This window comes from Lysinibacillus sphaericus (assembly GCF_000600105.1).
In the GTDB taxonomy this organism is placed as follows: Bacteria; Bacillota; Bacilli; order Bacillales_A; family Planococcaceae; genus Lysinibacillus; species Lysinibacillus sphaericus.
Window position 1 is genome coordinate 2,951,359 of sequence record NZ_CP006837.1, and the last position, 13,257, is coordinate 2,964,615.

At 37.4% G+C, this 13,257-nt stretch carries 16 protein-coding genes; 11 read left to right on the top strand and 5 right to left on the bottom strand.

The window, feature by feature from the left end:
- Positions 1-89 precede the first annotated feature (89 nt).
- The 3 genes from T479_RS14140 to T479_RS14150 all read right to left on the bottom strand — a co-directional run bounded on the left by T479_RS14140 (position 90) and on the right by T479_RS14150 (position 3,056).
- Entirely contained in the window at positions 90-695 is a 606-nt protein-coding gene (locus tag T479_RS14140; RefSeq protein WP_024361290.1) for a superoxide dismutase, read from the bottom strand.
- A gap of 186 nt (positions 696-881) precedes the next feature.
- A complete protein-coding gene (locus tag T479_RS14145; protein WP_024361291.1) occupies positions 882-1,361 on the bottom strand; it encodes a DUF456 domain-containing protein in 480 nt (159 codons plus the stop codon).
- Between the two features lie 63 nt (positions 1,362-1,424).
- Positions 1,425-3,056, bottom strand: coding sequence for a Na/Pi cotransporter family protein (locus tag T479_RS14150; RefSeq protein ID WP_024361292.1), 1,632 nt, complete (start codon positions 3,054-3,056; stop codon positions 1,425-1,427).
- 195 nt (positions 3,057-3,251) lie between these two features.
- Here T479_RS14150 and T479_RS14155 point away from each other — a divergent pair, with 195 nt between their 5' ends.
- From T479_RS14155 to T479_RS14170, 4 genes are all read left to right on the top strand, one after another.
- Positions 3,252-3,761, top strand: coding sequence for a DUF1189 family protein (locus T479_RS14155; RefSeq protein ID WP_024361293.1), 510 nt, complete (start codon positions 3,252-3,254; stop codon positions 3,759-3,761).
- A gap of 55 nt (positions 3,762-3,816) precedes the next feature.
- Positions 3,817-4,161 carry a protein YqfZ gene (locus tag T479_RS14160; RefSeq protein ID WP_024361294.1) on the top strand — a complete coding sequence of 115 codons (345 nt, stop codon included), beginning with the start codon at positions 3,817-3,819 and terminating at the stop codon, positions 4,159-4,161.
- A gap of 96 nt (positions 4,162-4,257) precedes the next feature.
- Positions 4,258-5,373, top strand: coding sequence for a flavodoxin-dependent (E)-4-hydroxy-3-methylbut-2-enyl-diphosphate synthase (ispG, locus tag T479_RS14165; RefSeq protein ID WP_024361295.1), 1,116 nt, complete (start codon positions 4,258-4,260; stop codon positions 5,371-5,373).
- A gap of 13 nt (positions 5,374-5,386) precedes the next feature.
- Positions 5,387-5,959: a 5' nucleotidase, NT5C type gene (locus T479_RS14170; RefSeq protein WP_024361296.1), complete on the top strand. Its 573-nt coding sequence runs from the start codon at positions 5,387-5,389 to the stop codon at positions 5,957-5,959.
- 154 nt (positions 5,960-6,113) lie between these two features.
- Here T479_RS14170 and T479_RS24210 read toward each other — a convergent pair whose 3' ends face one another.
- Positions 6,114-6,242 carry a hypothetical protein gene (locus T479_RS24210; protein WP_255313805.1) on the bottom strand — a complete coding sequence of 43 codons (129 nt, stop codon included), beginning with the start codon at positions 6,240-6,242 and terminating at the stop codon, positions 6,114-6,116.
- A gap of 197 nt (positions 6,243-6,439) precedes the next feature.
- Between T479_RS24210 and T479_RS14175 the strand changes: the two genes are divergently transcribed.
- The 6 genes from T479_RS14175 (at position 6,440) to T479_RS14200 (ending at position 11,133) form a co-directional block, all read left to right on the top strand.
- Complete coding sequence (locus tag T479_RS14175) at positions 6,440-6,925, top strand: hypothetical protein (RefSeq protein WP_227665468.1); 486 nt, start codon at positions 6,440-6,442, stop codon at positions 6,923-6,925.
- Between the two features lie 185 nt (positions 6,926-7,110).
- Complete coding sequence (locus T479_RS14180) at positions 7,111-7,533, top strand: MerR family transcriptional regulator (RefSeq protein WP_227665360.1); 423 nt, start codon at positions 7,111-7,113, stop codon at positions 7,531-7,533.
- Positions 7,534-7,564: 31 nt separating this feature from the next.
- Positions 7,565-8,893 carry a hemolysin family protein gene (locus tag T479_RS14185; protein ID WP_025219988.1) on the top strand — a complete coding sequence of 443 codons (1,329 nt, stop codon included), beginning with the start codon at positions 7,565-7,567 and terminating at the stop codon, positions 8,891-8,893.
- Positions 8,894-9,039: 146 nt separating this feature from the next.
- On the top strand, positions 9,040-9,444 hold the full coding sequence (locus tag T479_RS14190; RefSeq protein ID WP_024361300.1) for a hypothetical protein: 405 nt from the start codon (positions 9,040-9,042) through the stop codon (positions 9,442-9,444).
- Between the two features lie 182 nt (positions 9,445-9,626).
- Positions 9,627-10,076 carry a helix-turn-helix transcriptional regulator gene (locus tag T479_RS14195; protein ID WP_025219989.1) on the top strand — a complete coding sequence of 150 codons (450 nt, stop codon included), beginning with the start codon at positions 9,627-9,629 and terminating at the stop codon, positions 10,074-10,076.
- A gap of 322 nt (positions 10,077-10,398) precedes the next feature.
- A complete protein-coding gene (locus tag T479_RS14200; protein ID WP_025219990.1) occupies positions 10,399-11,133 on the top strand; it encodes a metallophosphoesterase in 735 nt (244 codons plus the stop codon).
- Between the two features lie 40 nt (positions 11,134-11,173).
- On the opposite strand, the gene cyoE is transcribed toward T479_RS14200, so the two are convergent.
- Positions 11,174-12,124, bottom strand: coding sequence for a heme o synthase (gene cyoE / locus T479_RS14205; RefSeq protein ID WP_024362958.1), 951 nt, complete (start codon positions 12,122-12,124; stop codon positions 11,174-11,176).
- Positions 12,125-12,429: 305 nt separating this feature from the next.
- Here cyoE and proC point away from each other — a divergent pair, with 305 nt between their 5' ends.
- Positions 12,430-13,230 carry a pyrroline-5-carboxylate reductase gene (gene proC, locus T479_RS14210; RefSeq protein WP_024362959.1) on the top strand — a complete coding sequence of 267 codons (801 nt, stop codon included), beginning with the start codon at positions 12,430-12,432 and terminating at the stop codon, positions 13,228-13,230.
- Positions 13,231-13,257 lie beyond the last annotated feature (27 nt).

The following is a 13,257-nucleotide window of genomic DNA, read 5'->3' on the forward strand; positions in this document are numbered from 1 at the left end:
ATAGCCCTTTACATAGAAATAATTAGTAAACTTCCGCTTCACAATAGTTCCGCAGAAACCTAATTATTTTGCTTTTTTATCGCAAATGATTATTTTGCAGCTTGAAATTTAGCTTCTACTGCATCCCAGTTTACTACGTTCCAGAAAGCACCGATATAATCTGGACGACGGTTTTGATAGTTTAAGTAGTAAGCGTGCTCCCAAACATCTAATCCTAAGATTGGTGTTTTACCTTCCATAACTGGAGAGTCTTGGTTTGGTGTAGATGTAACTGCTACTGAATCACCATCAACGATTAACCAAGCCCAACCTGAACCGAATCGAGTTGTTGCAGCTTTTGCAAACTCTTCTTTGAAAGCATCGAAAGAACCAAATTTAGCATCGATTGCTTTAGCTACTTCACCAACTGGAGTTTTTGAACCGCCTGGTGCGATTACTTCCCAGAATAGTGTGTGGTTAGCATGTCCGCCACCGTTGTTACGAACTGCTGTTTGTTTGTCAGCTGGAAGTGCATCGATATTTGCGATTAAGTCATTAATGTCTTTTTCTGCAAATTCAGTACCTTCTACTGCTGCGTTTAAATTTGTTACATAAGTATTGTGGTGTTTAGAATAGTGAATTTCCATAGTTTTTGCATCGATATTTGGTTCTAATGCATCGTAAGCATAAGTTAATTGTGGTAATTCGTAAGCCATTATTAAGTTCCTCCCTAAAATAAAGAAATAATTAGTACATCCTTAGATTATCAAAATTGGTCAAACCATTCAATGAAAAATACCTCAAATTAAAGATTTCAGCCTTTTGACCGAAATAAATAATCCAATTTCTAATATACCCACTTCTTTAATTTGTTAAACTTTATAGTTACCCCCACAATACGTTTAAATAGCAATAAAGAATACGACAATCATCACAATTTGAATAACTGCCTTGGCTACGGTTGACGTTAAAAAACCGATAAGCGAACCCACACCACTTTTTACAGCTTCATTAAAAGTTCTTCGCTCTACAATAAGCTCTGCAATGATGGCGCCTAAAAAAGGCCCTACTAAAATGCCGGCAACAGGAATAACGAATGGCCCAATCAATAATCCGATTGTACTGCCCCACATTCCTGCATTGGAGCCACCGAATTTTTTAATACCAACAGCATTTGCAACCGTATCAGCTCCAAAGAGAAGGACAACAAATAAAATTTCAATTGCCCAGAACCACCAACTTAAATCAGCAAATGAGAAAAATAATCCATAAAGAATAAATCCACCTAGTAAAAATAGAACACCTGGGATTATCGGATACACTAATCCAACAAATGAAACGATAAAGCAGGCAATCACTACGATCCAGCCAACAACTTCCATCAAAGCTCTCTCCTTTTGTCTTGCATGCCTTACATACGAAAAATATTGCCCAAAAGTTTCAATCTAGTGGCGAATTCCTAAAATAGAATCTGCAATATTCACAGCGTGATCCCCAATTCTCTCCAAGTTGCTAACAATATCCGTATAAACAATACCAGCTGCGCCACTACATTCGTTTGTATTTAAACGTGCAATATGCTTTTGTCTTAGTTTATCCTCCATATCATCTATCAAACTCTCTAACTCTGTTACTTCTTGCGCTAAACTAAGACTCGCCGTATCAAGCGCCTCTAAGCTTTTCCTTACCGCCTCGATGGCAAGACTAAACATACCGATTAAATCTTGCCGCGCTGATTTACTTAAACTCACTTCATGGTGATCCTTATATTGCAATAGCTCCAAAATATTTTCAAAATGGTCGCCAATACGCTCAATATCACGCACATTCGTTAATAGGGTATGGTGTCGTACCGAATCAGCATGAGAAAGCGGCTGCTTGGACACCATCACTAAATAATTCGTTATTTCTTTATCTAAATGATTAAGTGCCACTTCCAACTGTAATACGGTAGGGATATGTGATGACTCCCCTGTTTTCATGTAGTAAAACGTTTCTTCTAAGCCCCTCAGCGCATGTTCACCCATCCGCAAAACTTCTTCTTTCGCTTGCCCTAATGCGATGGCTGGCGAAGAATCAATGAAGGATGGGTCCAGATGTTTCGTTGCAACATCAATACCACCGTCATGTCCAGGCAATAATTTTGTTACTAATAATGATAATCCTGCGATAAACGGTAGTTGGATCAACATATTAAAGACATTAAACGAACCATGTGCGACAGCAATTTGCATTCGAGCTTCTAAATGAAACAACTGACTAATCCACTGCACATAATTTATAAAGGGGGTAAACAGCAACATAAAAATAACCGTCCCAATCACATTAAATAACACATGGGCAGCCGCTGCTCGCTTTGCATAAATCGAAGCACCTAATGAAGCGAGGACAGCCGTTATTGTCGTGCCGATATTTTCACCAAATAAAATCGGTAGCGCACTATCTAAACCGATTAATTGTTCAGCATATAAGCCTTGCAATACGCCAACTGTCGCTGTCGAACTTTGAACGAGCAATGTAAAAATAGTCCCTAAAAATATCCCGATTACCGGTTGATTACTCAAATGAATGGTTAATGATGCGAAGTCTGCTAATTCATGCAGTGACTGCATACTAGCACTCATTAGCTCCAATCCTAAAAACAAACCACCAAAGCCAAATAAAATTTGACCTATGTGATGATAAATAGCCTTTTTAAAGAAAAATAAAAATGCTGCGCCAATCGCGAGAAGTGGATAAAAATAAATACCTATATTAATGCCGATAATAAATGCAGTTATTGTCGTGCCAATATTAGCTCCCATAATGACACCTATTGCTTGTCGTAATGTTAAGAAGCCTGCACTCACTAGACCAACAGTAATTACTGTTGTCGCCGAACTTGACTGAATACAAACCGTTACGATTATCCCAACTAACACACCCATAAACGGATTCGTTGTAAATCGATTCAACCATTCACGGAGTCTGTCATCTGCCGATTTTTGTAACCCTTCTCCCATATATTTTATGGAAAATAAAAAGACCCCTAATCCGCCTAAAAATTGAAATAATATGCTTTGCCAATCTATTGTCAATGGTATTCGCTCCAATTCCTACGTCTCTACTAATCTATTCCTAATCATTAAATGAAAATGTACAAAAAGTAAAGAAAACCTTTAACTTCTTTACACAATGTTAACATTTTAGCATCTCATTCTCAGTGAAAGTGATGCAATCCATATCTAGTCATTCACGAACATGTTAGAATAGCGGATGGAGGAGATATAAATATGAAACACTCACAATTATTAATCGATAGCTTAATACACCCTAAAAAACTAGCAGCTTATCGTTTACTACCTATCGGCAAAGTCATTCAATATACCTTTCTATTAATTACCATTGTTACTGTATTTTCATTTGGACGTTTTTCTACTGATATGTCTGTTAATACCCTCGATATAAGTGGGATAACGGAATACATAGATCAAATAAAATGGCTGTTATACCCAGTCACATTCATCATGTTATTTGTACTAACAACGATGTTAGTTTTTGGTCAAATTGCGCTCTATGCTCTAGCAGGTTTATTTATTTTAAAAGTTATGAAACGTCGTGGTGAATACCGCCATATTTGGCGCACTACAACATTCGCTATTACTTGGGCGACTATTTTAAGCATGTTAGCAGAATTCGTACCAACTGCCCGAACAATACTCTCAATCTTGTCATTACTTTTAACCATTACTCTATTAATTATCGCCTTTACAAAATATCCAAAACAACCAATTTCAAAATAATAGGCATGATTCCCCTCTCTTCTCAATATAGTGTAGAAAAAGGAGGGGGTTTTTTTTGCGAGCATTCTTGTTAACTGTTGCTATTGTGCTTATCGCATTTGTCGTAAAAGTAGATTTAACAGAAGGTACATTATCTCTCGCTGCCTTCTATCCAAAAGATGGGCAAAATACACTTTGCGAAGACCAGCGCGAGCCAGCTTACATTACGGTCCAAACAATTCAAGGCGATACCATCCATAGCTTATTTGCACTACACCCAGCAAAAATGCCGATGACCTTTCCGGAACGACTGGAGCTCTTTTATCAATTAAATCCACATTTACAATTACAAGCACTTGTACCAGGCGAAAATATTAAGCTTCCCCTCTCTTTTGAATTCGAAAACGCATGCGGAAAATGAAAAGTTAACGTTTCTTCCTTGTCCTTATTTTCTTACACTGCTAAAATAAGTGTCAGTGACGGCTGAAAGTAGTGGCCCGAAAAGGAGAGAAAGTTAATGAGTGAAATTTGTCACCGTTCAAAAACACGTCCTGTACGTGTCGGTAATTTAACAATTGGTGGTAGTAATGAATTATTCATTCAAAGTATGTGTACAACAAAAACACATGATGTCGAAGCAACTGTTGCAGAAATTCTGCGACTAGAAGAGGCGGGCTGTCAAATTGTTCGTGTTGCAGTGCCAGATGAGCGTGCGGCTGATGCAATTGCCGAAATAAAAAAACGTATCCATATTCCATTAGTAGCTGATATTCACTTTGATTATAAATTAGCTTTAAAAGCAATTGAAAATGGTATTGATAAAGTTCGTATTAACCCAGGTAATATTGGGCGTAAAGAAAAAGTTGAAGCCGTTGTAACAGCTGCAAAAGCAAAAGGCATTCCTATTCGTATTGGCGTAAATGCCGGTTCATTAGAGCGACACATTCTTGAAAAATACGGCTATCCAACTGCCGATGGTATGGTAGAATCAGCACTACACCATATTAAAATTTTGGAAGACTTAGATTTCCACGATATTATCGTGTCAATGAAGGCATCGGATGTCAATTTAGCGATTGAAGCATATGAAAAAGCTGCACAAGCTTTTGATTATCCGCTACATTTAGGTATTACAGAATCCGGTACATTGTTTGCTGGGACTGTAAAATCTGCTGCTGGCCTTGGCGCAATCCTGTCAAAAGGTATTGGTAATACGCTACGTATCTCTTTATCTGCCGACCCTGTGGAGGAAGTGAAAGTTGCTCGTGAGCTATTAAAATCATTTGGTTTAGCGTCTAACATGGCAACGTTAATTTCATGCCCTACATGTGGCCGTATTGAAATCGACCTTATCTCTATTGCAAATGAAGTGGAAGAATATATTTCAACATTAAATGTGCCTTTAAAAGTAGCTGTTCTAGGTTGTGCTGTAAATGGTCCAGGTGAAGCACGTGAAGCCGATATCGGTATTGCAGGTGCACGTGGTGAAGGTCTGCTATTCATGAAAGGCAAAACGGTTCGTAAAGTTCCAGAAGAAACAATGGTAGAAGAATTGAAAAAAGAAATTGATAAGCTAGCTGCAGAAATGGCTGAAAAACGTGCGGCTGAAGAAGCTGCAAAAGCGAACGCCTAAGGGAGGTGCTTGCATGACAAAGCCCCGTTTTGGTATTGATATTGACGGTACAGTGACCTGTCCGAGTACACTTATCCCGCATATTAATAAGCAGTATAAGGTCAATATTACACTGGATGATGTTTGTGAATATGATTTTTTATCGGCCTTTCCTTATCCAGTAGATCGCACTGCATTTAACGCATGGTTTAAGGAAAATGAGCCTTATATGTATGAAGTATCAGAAGCTGCAAAGGATGCCAAAGCTATTTTAAATGCTTGGCAACATACTTATGAGCTATATTATATTTCTGCACGTGGTCAGAATGTTTCTGATATTACGATGAACTGGTTTAAATCACAGGCTATTCCGTACGATCACATAGAACTTATCGGAAGTCATGATAAATTAGCGACTGCCAAAAAGCATAATGTCGCCGCTTTCTTTGAAGATAAACATGATAATGCTGTGATGCTCGCTGAAGAATTAAAAATACCTGTTATTTTATTCGATACACCATATAACCGTCTTGCTGTACCTGACAATGTTGTGCGAGTGTATAATTGGCAAGAAGCAAATCAGTTTATTACGAACTACTTTAAGTAATACTGACAAGAAAATATTAAAAAGTAAAAGTGTTAGATTGACTGTGATCAATCTAACACTTTTTGTCGTCAACGTTGATGTATACAACAGCGAACCTAACAGCACTTGTCGTGGTCCTACCCGTTGGACTTCCTTGCGATTTGAATAGACATCACTAAACTTCAAGTATCCCACGCAACCAACGCTCCACAAAATTTTCGAAGGTTATTCCATAATTATCATAGACCGCATGATAAACAAAATATGTTCCTAATCGATCGAGTATCTCATCATTAATTTTCATATGAACCGCTCCCCTTCTTGATTTAAGTTACGTAAAATTTCACTCTAGATAACCATTGCTATTTCCAATTCATTTGAAAAGGTTGTATCGTTGCAAAACCGTCACAATCTGCCTGTTACATACCCTTTCTTCACAATTTTCTTTTCGTTAATATAGTAGTAACAACTAGTAAACTGGGGGTACTCCTTGTGAAATGGATGACAAAACTCACTTTTGTAGCATGCCTGTCTACCTTACTTACCGGCTGTGGCGATCGACTATCTGAAATCAAAGATGCGGCATCGGGCATTAACTCAGCAGCTGATGCTGCCGCGAGCTCTGTTAGTCGTGATGTCCATGCAATAAGAGCGCTAACGCTTAACTACAAAGACCAAACATTTACTATTAATGACCTATTTAAAACTATTTTACGTGACATACGCTGGGAATATGACGCCGAATTAAATGAACTACATGTTCAAGGTACATGGCGAGCACCATTATTCTCTGACCAAGCATGGGATACTCCTATGCAAAAGAAGCTTGCTGAAACCGGTGTAGTGACTGTTACGTGTACAATAGATGACGATCAAATTGATAGCGCGCAAACAGCCGTAACACTTGTTTTAAATCAAGAAAAAATACTACAAATGAATGGCGAGGATGCATTACATCATCTATACGATACCTATTTAAATAAATAAGGTCTGTAGCTTTTCTAACGATATTATCGTTTAGAAGAGCTTTTTTTTGTAACGATTGACGATTCCTTTAGCAAGCCCTTAGCAACAAGCCGTATTCACAAAAAAATCATATTTTTAAAAATTTTAAAGCGTATTATTTGTATGCTATAAAACTGTCACGTTATAATCAAAGCATCACGTGATGGTTGGGAGGTATTTGCATTGGGACAGAAAAATTAAAAATCGGAGAGCTTGCTCAAAAAACTGGCATTACTAAAAGAACAATTGATTACTATACAAATTTAGGCCTGTTGGAGGCAGAACGGTCCCCATCAAACTACCGCTATTATGATCCTGCCATGATTGAACGACTTCATTTCATCGAGAAACGCAAGCAGGAAGGACTTTCACTCGTAGAAATACAACAAGCACTTAATGTCACAACAACTTATGAAGAAATCGATGTTCAAATACTACGTTTAAAAATGCAAGATTTAGAGCATGATGTAACTTCTTTACTGGAACAAATGAACAATCAAGACACGAAATATAGCCAAACGATTAAAAAAAATGTTTCACCTGAAAGCATTGCATTAATGCAATCATTATTACTACTCATTAATACCTAGGAGGTGACGTTCTGTTTTGCAGAACGACTATTTGGAGACCATATTAAATTTATCGATTTTCACTATTTTATTAGCTTTAACCGCCTTTTTCGTAGCAACGGAATTTGCGATTGTTAAAATGCGTTCCTCTAGACTTGATCAGTTAATTGCAGAGGGCAATAAAAAGGCAATACCTGCGAAGCATGTTGTCAACCATTTAGATGAATACTTATCTGCCTGTCAGCTTGGTATAACAATAACAGCACTTGGTATCGGGATGGTTGGTGAAAAAACCTTTGAATTTATGTTACATCCACTCTTTGAAACAATCGGCATTTCGGATAAATTTATCCCTATTTTCACAATCGGTTCGGCTTTCGCTATCGCTACTTTTCTACATGTCGTTGTCGGCGAATTAGCGCCAAAAACGGCAGCTATTCAAAAGACGGAAACAATCTCATTGCTTTTTGCTAAACCGATTATCGCTTTCTATAAATTGATGTATCCATTCATTTGGTTTTTAAACGGATCGGCGCGTATGCTTCTAAGTTTCTTTGGTATGAAACCGGCTAATGAACACGAGATTTCACATACAGAGGAAGAATTGCGTTCCCTGTTATCTGAAAGTTTTAAAAATGGTGAAATCAATAAAACCGAGTTAAAGTTCGTGAATAATGTTTTCGAATTTGACGAACGGATTGCTCGCGAAATTATGATTCCCCGAACAGAGATTGCGGGTATTGAAATTAATGAAACCTTCACTAATATTATTCACTTTATCGCATCCGAGAAATATACTCGCTACCCTGTGTATGATGGTGACCGTGATAATATTTTAGGCTTTATTAATGCAAAAGAGTTGTTTACACATGGCTTATTGGAACAAATAACTGATGATTCTTTAGTGCTCGAAAACTTTATTAACCCTGTTATTCGAGTAATTGAAACAACACCTATACAACAATTACTAGTTCGCATGCAGAAAGATCGCATTCATATGGCGATTTTAATGGATGAATATGGTGGTACCTCTGGGCTTGTGACGGTGGAAGACATTTTAGAAGAAATCGTTGGCGAGATTCGTGATGAATTTGACGATGATGAAGTTGCAGAAATTCGGAAGATTGGTGACAATCATTATATTTTGAATGCAAAAATGCTTGTAGAAGATGTAGAAAATTTATTGCAAGTATCCCTTGATAATGAAGAAGTAGAAACACTTGGTGGTTGGTTCTTAACAGTCAACAACGGGCTCAAAGCGATTAAAAACATCGAGCTAGCGCAATATGTATTTAGCATTTATGAACAACAGGGTCATCAGCTTCACTTTATCGAAGTGCGTCCTCTTCATAAAACTGCACCCGTTCCTACAGAAGGCTAATAAACGTAAACGAAAGGCTCAGTTGATATAACTTTCACAACTTTAGGGCTATACAAAGTTATCTAAATACTTTTGTCTCATTCCATTATTAGCCATATTTCGATATAATAAATCTGTATATGATTTTATGATCAGGGGGCATTGTTATGAAACTTTTTAAACTTTATCATTCAGACGGTATCCATATTATTACGGATGTAAAAAAACACAAAACAAATATTGAGTTAAAAACAATTACAGGAGAAGTATTATATATTATCGTTGTAACAGATGAAAACTACACAGTATACGATGACCGCTTTGCTGGTGCTTCCAAGCAGTTAAATTCTGTAGAGGCGTTCGATATCGACGGTAGCTTTAGAAGTCTTGACTTTGATAATATGCGCTCATTATTCAAAGAGGCATTCACTAAACTTTTACAGGAAATTGCTGAGTGTGTAAACGATGGAGACGAGCTAGTCTATCTTGATACACTTCGACATAAAGTAAGTGCCCAAATTAAAGGAATCCATTTCCGTGTTATTTCGGACACAAAAAAATATGAATATTAAGTAATGGCCTGTTCCACAAATAACAGACTGCTCAATGACTAAGCTTTTTTCTTTGAGCAGTCTATTTCTTTAGCTTAGCCCAAGCTCCCCTTTACCTCTAATTTCAAAATCATCACTTGCACACCTTCCTTTACTTTTTCATGTATAATGGAGCGTAACAACCTGAAAGAAAGGGTGTTTGAATGAATCGTGAACAACTCATTTTACTCGTTTCAGAAAAACTAAAATTAATTCGAACAGAAAAAGCATTAACGCAAGACCAAATGAGCGATCTCCTTGGGCTTTCCAAAAAAACACTCGTGCAAATTGAAAAAGGCCGCATTAAAACCGGATGGACAACTACAGTTGCAGTATGTGCTTTATGCCGTGAAAGTTCCATATTACAGCATGAGCTAGGTGGTGATCCACTTGAAGTCGTTGACTTAATCGCCAATAACGGCACATTACCGCCAAAGGAAAAAACAATGGGCGGATACATATGGTGGAAAAACCTAAATGAATGGCAAGGCTATCGTTTACAACAAAACGTCATTAGTCAACATTATCGCATTTTAGATACAGACAACTATCGTCTGCTGTCAACCTTTGACGAAACACTTGCCATGCAAGAATGGCACAACCTCAAAGAATAATATTAACCGATTTGAATATAAGCCTTGGAAAAAAGGTTTATATTCAAATCACCTAATCTTCTGAATTACATCGCATCTTCCACTAGTACATCCCTCCCCCACTATTCGAAATCTATGGACAAACGAATAATAGCTCTTAAACATTGTGACATAAGATAGAATCACACGACAAACGCTAACAATTACTAGGTCGTACAACATTTTTCTTAAAATATTTCTTCCTTACCGAGGAAATCATCAACAAACGAGAAAAGTCGAATTTTGTAAGATTCTTCTATATAATAATTAGTAACGCCTGTTATACTGGAAAGGATGCTTTTTTATGACACGTATACTAGCAATTAGTGATATACACGGAGAATTAGAACTTCTGGAAAAATTATTATTAAAATTGAAGTTCGACGCCACACAAGATAAGTTACTTTTATTAGGGGATTATATTGATCGGGGTCCTGCATCTTGTGGCGTTTTAAATATAATTGAGGAACTACAAGCAACGGGTGCACGTGTACTATTAGGAAATCACGAGGCTATTATGCTCAAAGCTTGTCGTTCTGGTATTCCAAAAGCATGGCATCATTGGATTTCACTTTGTGGCGGAGATGCAACACTTGCAAGCTACGGCTATCAGCCTGAAGATTTTGAAGATGCCATTGCCCAAAACACATTACCTAGCTTTATTCAAACATTGCCAAAGCTTGAAGAACATTTACAGCTTATCGAGACGTTTGAAACGTATATAGAGTTGGAGGATGCCATTTTTGTTCATGGTGGCGTTGTACCTGGTAAAGCCTTAGCGGACACAGATCCTTTACAACTTTTATGGATTCGAGAAGAGTTTCATACAGGCTACAGTGGTGAGAAAACTATAATTTTCGGGCATACACCAACCTATAAATTGCATCAAGACCCAACTAACTACAGTGTTTATTTCGGCGATAATAATATTATTGGTATTGATGGAGGTGCTGTTTTTGGAGGGCAGCTTCATGCACTCGAATGGCCAAATCGACAAATTACATCTGTTGCAAAAGAAAAGCCAACAAGCTTAGAATAACTTGTTGGCTTTTCAATTATGATTCATCGAAATATGCTATTTAATATAATTTAAAAATGACCCCAGCTAGGGAATAAATAATAACTGTTGAGAAGAGAATTGTCATATGGAAAAGCGAGAAAACAAACATTTTCGTCGCCCACTTCACTTGATCCGTGTTACTATGATAACCGTAAATACTCATTACAAGCCATGCCACACTTAATATAAGTGCGACAAGCATAATACCAATACTTAATGAACCAAATAAAAAGCTTGATAATATTAACAGTATTAAATAAAAATTTGTTTGGTAATATGTGCGGCGCATCCCTTTTATTACAGGAAGCATCGGAACGTTAGCTGCTTCATAATCCGCATGTTTACGAATCGCAATCGCATAAAAATGTGGCATTTGCCAGATTACCATCACACAAAAGAGCCCCATTAAAGCAGGATGTGTAATATCAGTAGATACAGCTGCCCAACCAATTAAAGGTGGTACTGCGCCTGATATACTACCAATTTCGGTATTATAAATAGTGCGACGCTTTGTCCACATTGTATACGGCACAACATATAAAAATACACCTAAAAATCCAAATAATGCAGCTAGTGGTGAGGCTAATGCTAGTACAGCTACTCCAACAACAAGCATAATAATCGCTAAACTCATCGTGGATTTTGCTGACATCTCCCCTGTTACAGTCGGACGATTTTTCGTACGCGGCATAATGGCATCTATATCACGGTCATACACATTATTAAAAGCTCCTGCCGCACCTATAACAAGTGCCGAACCAATTGTTGCGAAAATGATTTCTGGTATATTGTCCAATAATGTCATTTTATTTTTATACATCCCTAGCGACAAGCCAGCCCACATAGGAATTAAATTGGATTTTATGATACCTGTTTTAACTGTTTGAGCTAAAACATTAGAGCGCGAATGTTTCTCTATTGTTTTTTCTACAGTTTGTGGATTTTGGTCCGTTTTTAGATTTTGTTCCATTCCTCTTAATTCCTTTTCTCTTATAATTTCTACTTACGTCCTTCGATAGAATGAGACATTTTTTGCATTAAACATATCAAATTATTATTTTACCCCTTTTAGGATAGCTATGTCTCAAAGTTCACATAAAGTACATGATTTTATCAATAGAAGGTATAATGTCAATTCACAACTCCTTCTATGATACCACCGACTTGCATGAATTTGAACCTAATTGCCTTCTTTCCTGCATAATGCTATTCAAGAAAAACAATCTGCACTATACTAATGGGTATGTTCTATCTAAACGAAGGAGTGTCTAACACGTGAAATATGGATTTATTGGTCTAGGTAATATGACCACAGCCATTATTAAAGGAATGTGCAATAGCGGAGATTTTGATTCCTCTTATATATATGGCTATAATCGTACAAAATCAAAAACAACAAAACTCGCAACCTCTTATGGTATACAAGCAACAACTTCCATCGAGGAACTCATGGCAAAATGTGATGTCATTATTTTAGGTGTGAAACCTCAAATGCTACCTGATGTTTTACCTGAGGTCAAAAAACATCTCCAAGAAAAGCATATGATTGTATCCATTGCTGCGGGAAAAAACCTCAATTACTTCCATGGTTATCTTTCAGAGTCCACGCCTATTATTCGCGTAATGCCAAATATCAATGCCCTAATTGGCGCATCAACAAGTTGCTATACAGCAAATGAGCAAGTAACAGAGACACAACTTCGTCTTATCACCATGTTATTTGAAACAATCGGCACGATAATTGAAGTACCTGAACACTTATTCTCCATCTTTACAACAATTGGTGGGGCTTCACCAGCATTCACCTATATGTATATCGATGCCTTAGCTCGCGCTGCTGTGCGTGAAGGCATGCCGAAAAACATGGCACTCGACATTGCTGCAAATGCAGTACTCGGCAGTGCGAAAATGATTTTACAATCAAAAGAGCATCCATGGGCGCTGGTCGATCAAGTCTGCTCTCCAGGTGGAACAACCATTCAAGGCGTATCTTCCCTTCAAAGCAATCATTTCGAAACGACAATCCATGATGCTGTTGCAGCTGTAACAGATAAAGACCGCAGTCTATCTAAATAAAATTTTTACGAACAAAAGGCATCGAGA

Excerpts from the sequence above, each read along its gene's own strand:
- ispG (WP_024361295.1), top strand. The coding sequence starts at position 4,258 with ATGAGTGAAATTTGTCACCGTTCAAAAACACGTCCTGTACGTGTCGGT.
- T479_RS14140 (WP_024361290.1), bottom strand. The coding sequence starts at position 695 with ATGGCTTACGAATTACCACAATTAACTTATGCTTACGATGCATTAGAA.
- T479_RS14155 (WP_024361293.1), top strand. The coding sequence starts at position 3,252 with ATGAAACACTCACAATTATTAATCGATAGCTTAATACACCCTAAAAAA.
- T479_RS14175 (WP_227665468.1), top strand. The coding sequence starts at position 6,440 with ATGACAAAACTCACTTTTGTAGCATGCCTGTCTACCTTACTTACCGGC.
- T479_RS14145 (WP_024361291.1), bottom strand. The coding sequence starts at position 1,361 with ATGGAAGTTGTTGGCTGGATCGTAGTGATTGCCTGCTTTATCGTTTCA.
- T479_RS24210 (WP_255313805.1), bottom strand. The coding sequence starts at position 6,242 with ATGAAAATTAATGATGAGATACTCGATCGATTAGGAACATATTTTGTT.
- T479_RS14200 (WP_025219990.1), top strand. The coding sequence starts at position 10,399 with ATGACACGTATACTAGCAATTAGTGATATACACGGAGAATTAGAACTT.
- T479_RS14195 (WP_025219989.1), top strand. The coding sequence starts at position 9,627 with ATGAATCGTGAACAACTCATTTTACTCGTTTCAGAAAAACTAAAATTA.
- T479_RS14170 (WP_024361296.1), top strand. The coding sequence starts at position 5,387 with ATGACAAAGCCCCGTTTTGGTATTGATATTGACGGTACAGTGACCTGT.
- T479_RS14190 (WP_024361300.1), top strand. The coding sequence starts at position 9,040 with ATGAAACTTTTTAAACTTTATCATTCAGACGGTATCCATATTATTACG.
- cyoE (WP_024362958.1), bottom strand. The coding sequence starts at position 12,124 with ATGGAACAAAATCTAAAAACGGACCAAAATCCACAAACTGTAGAAAAA.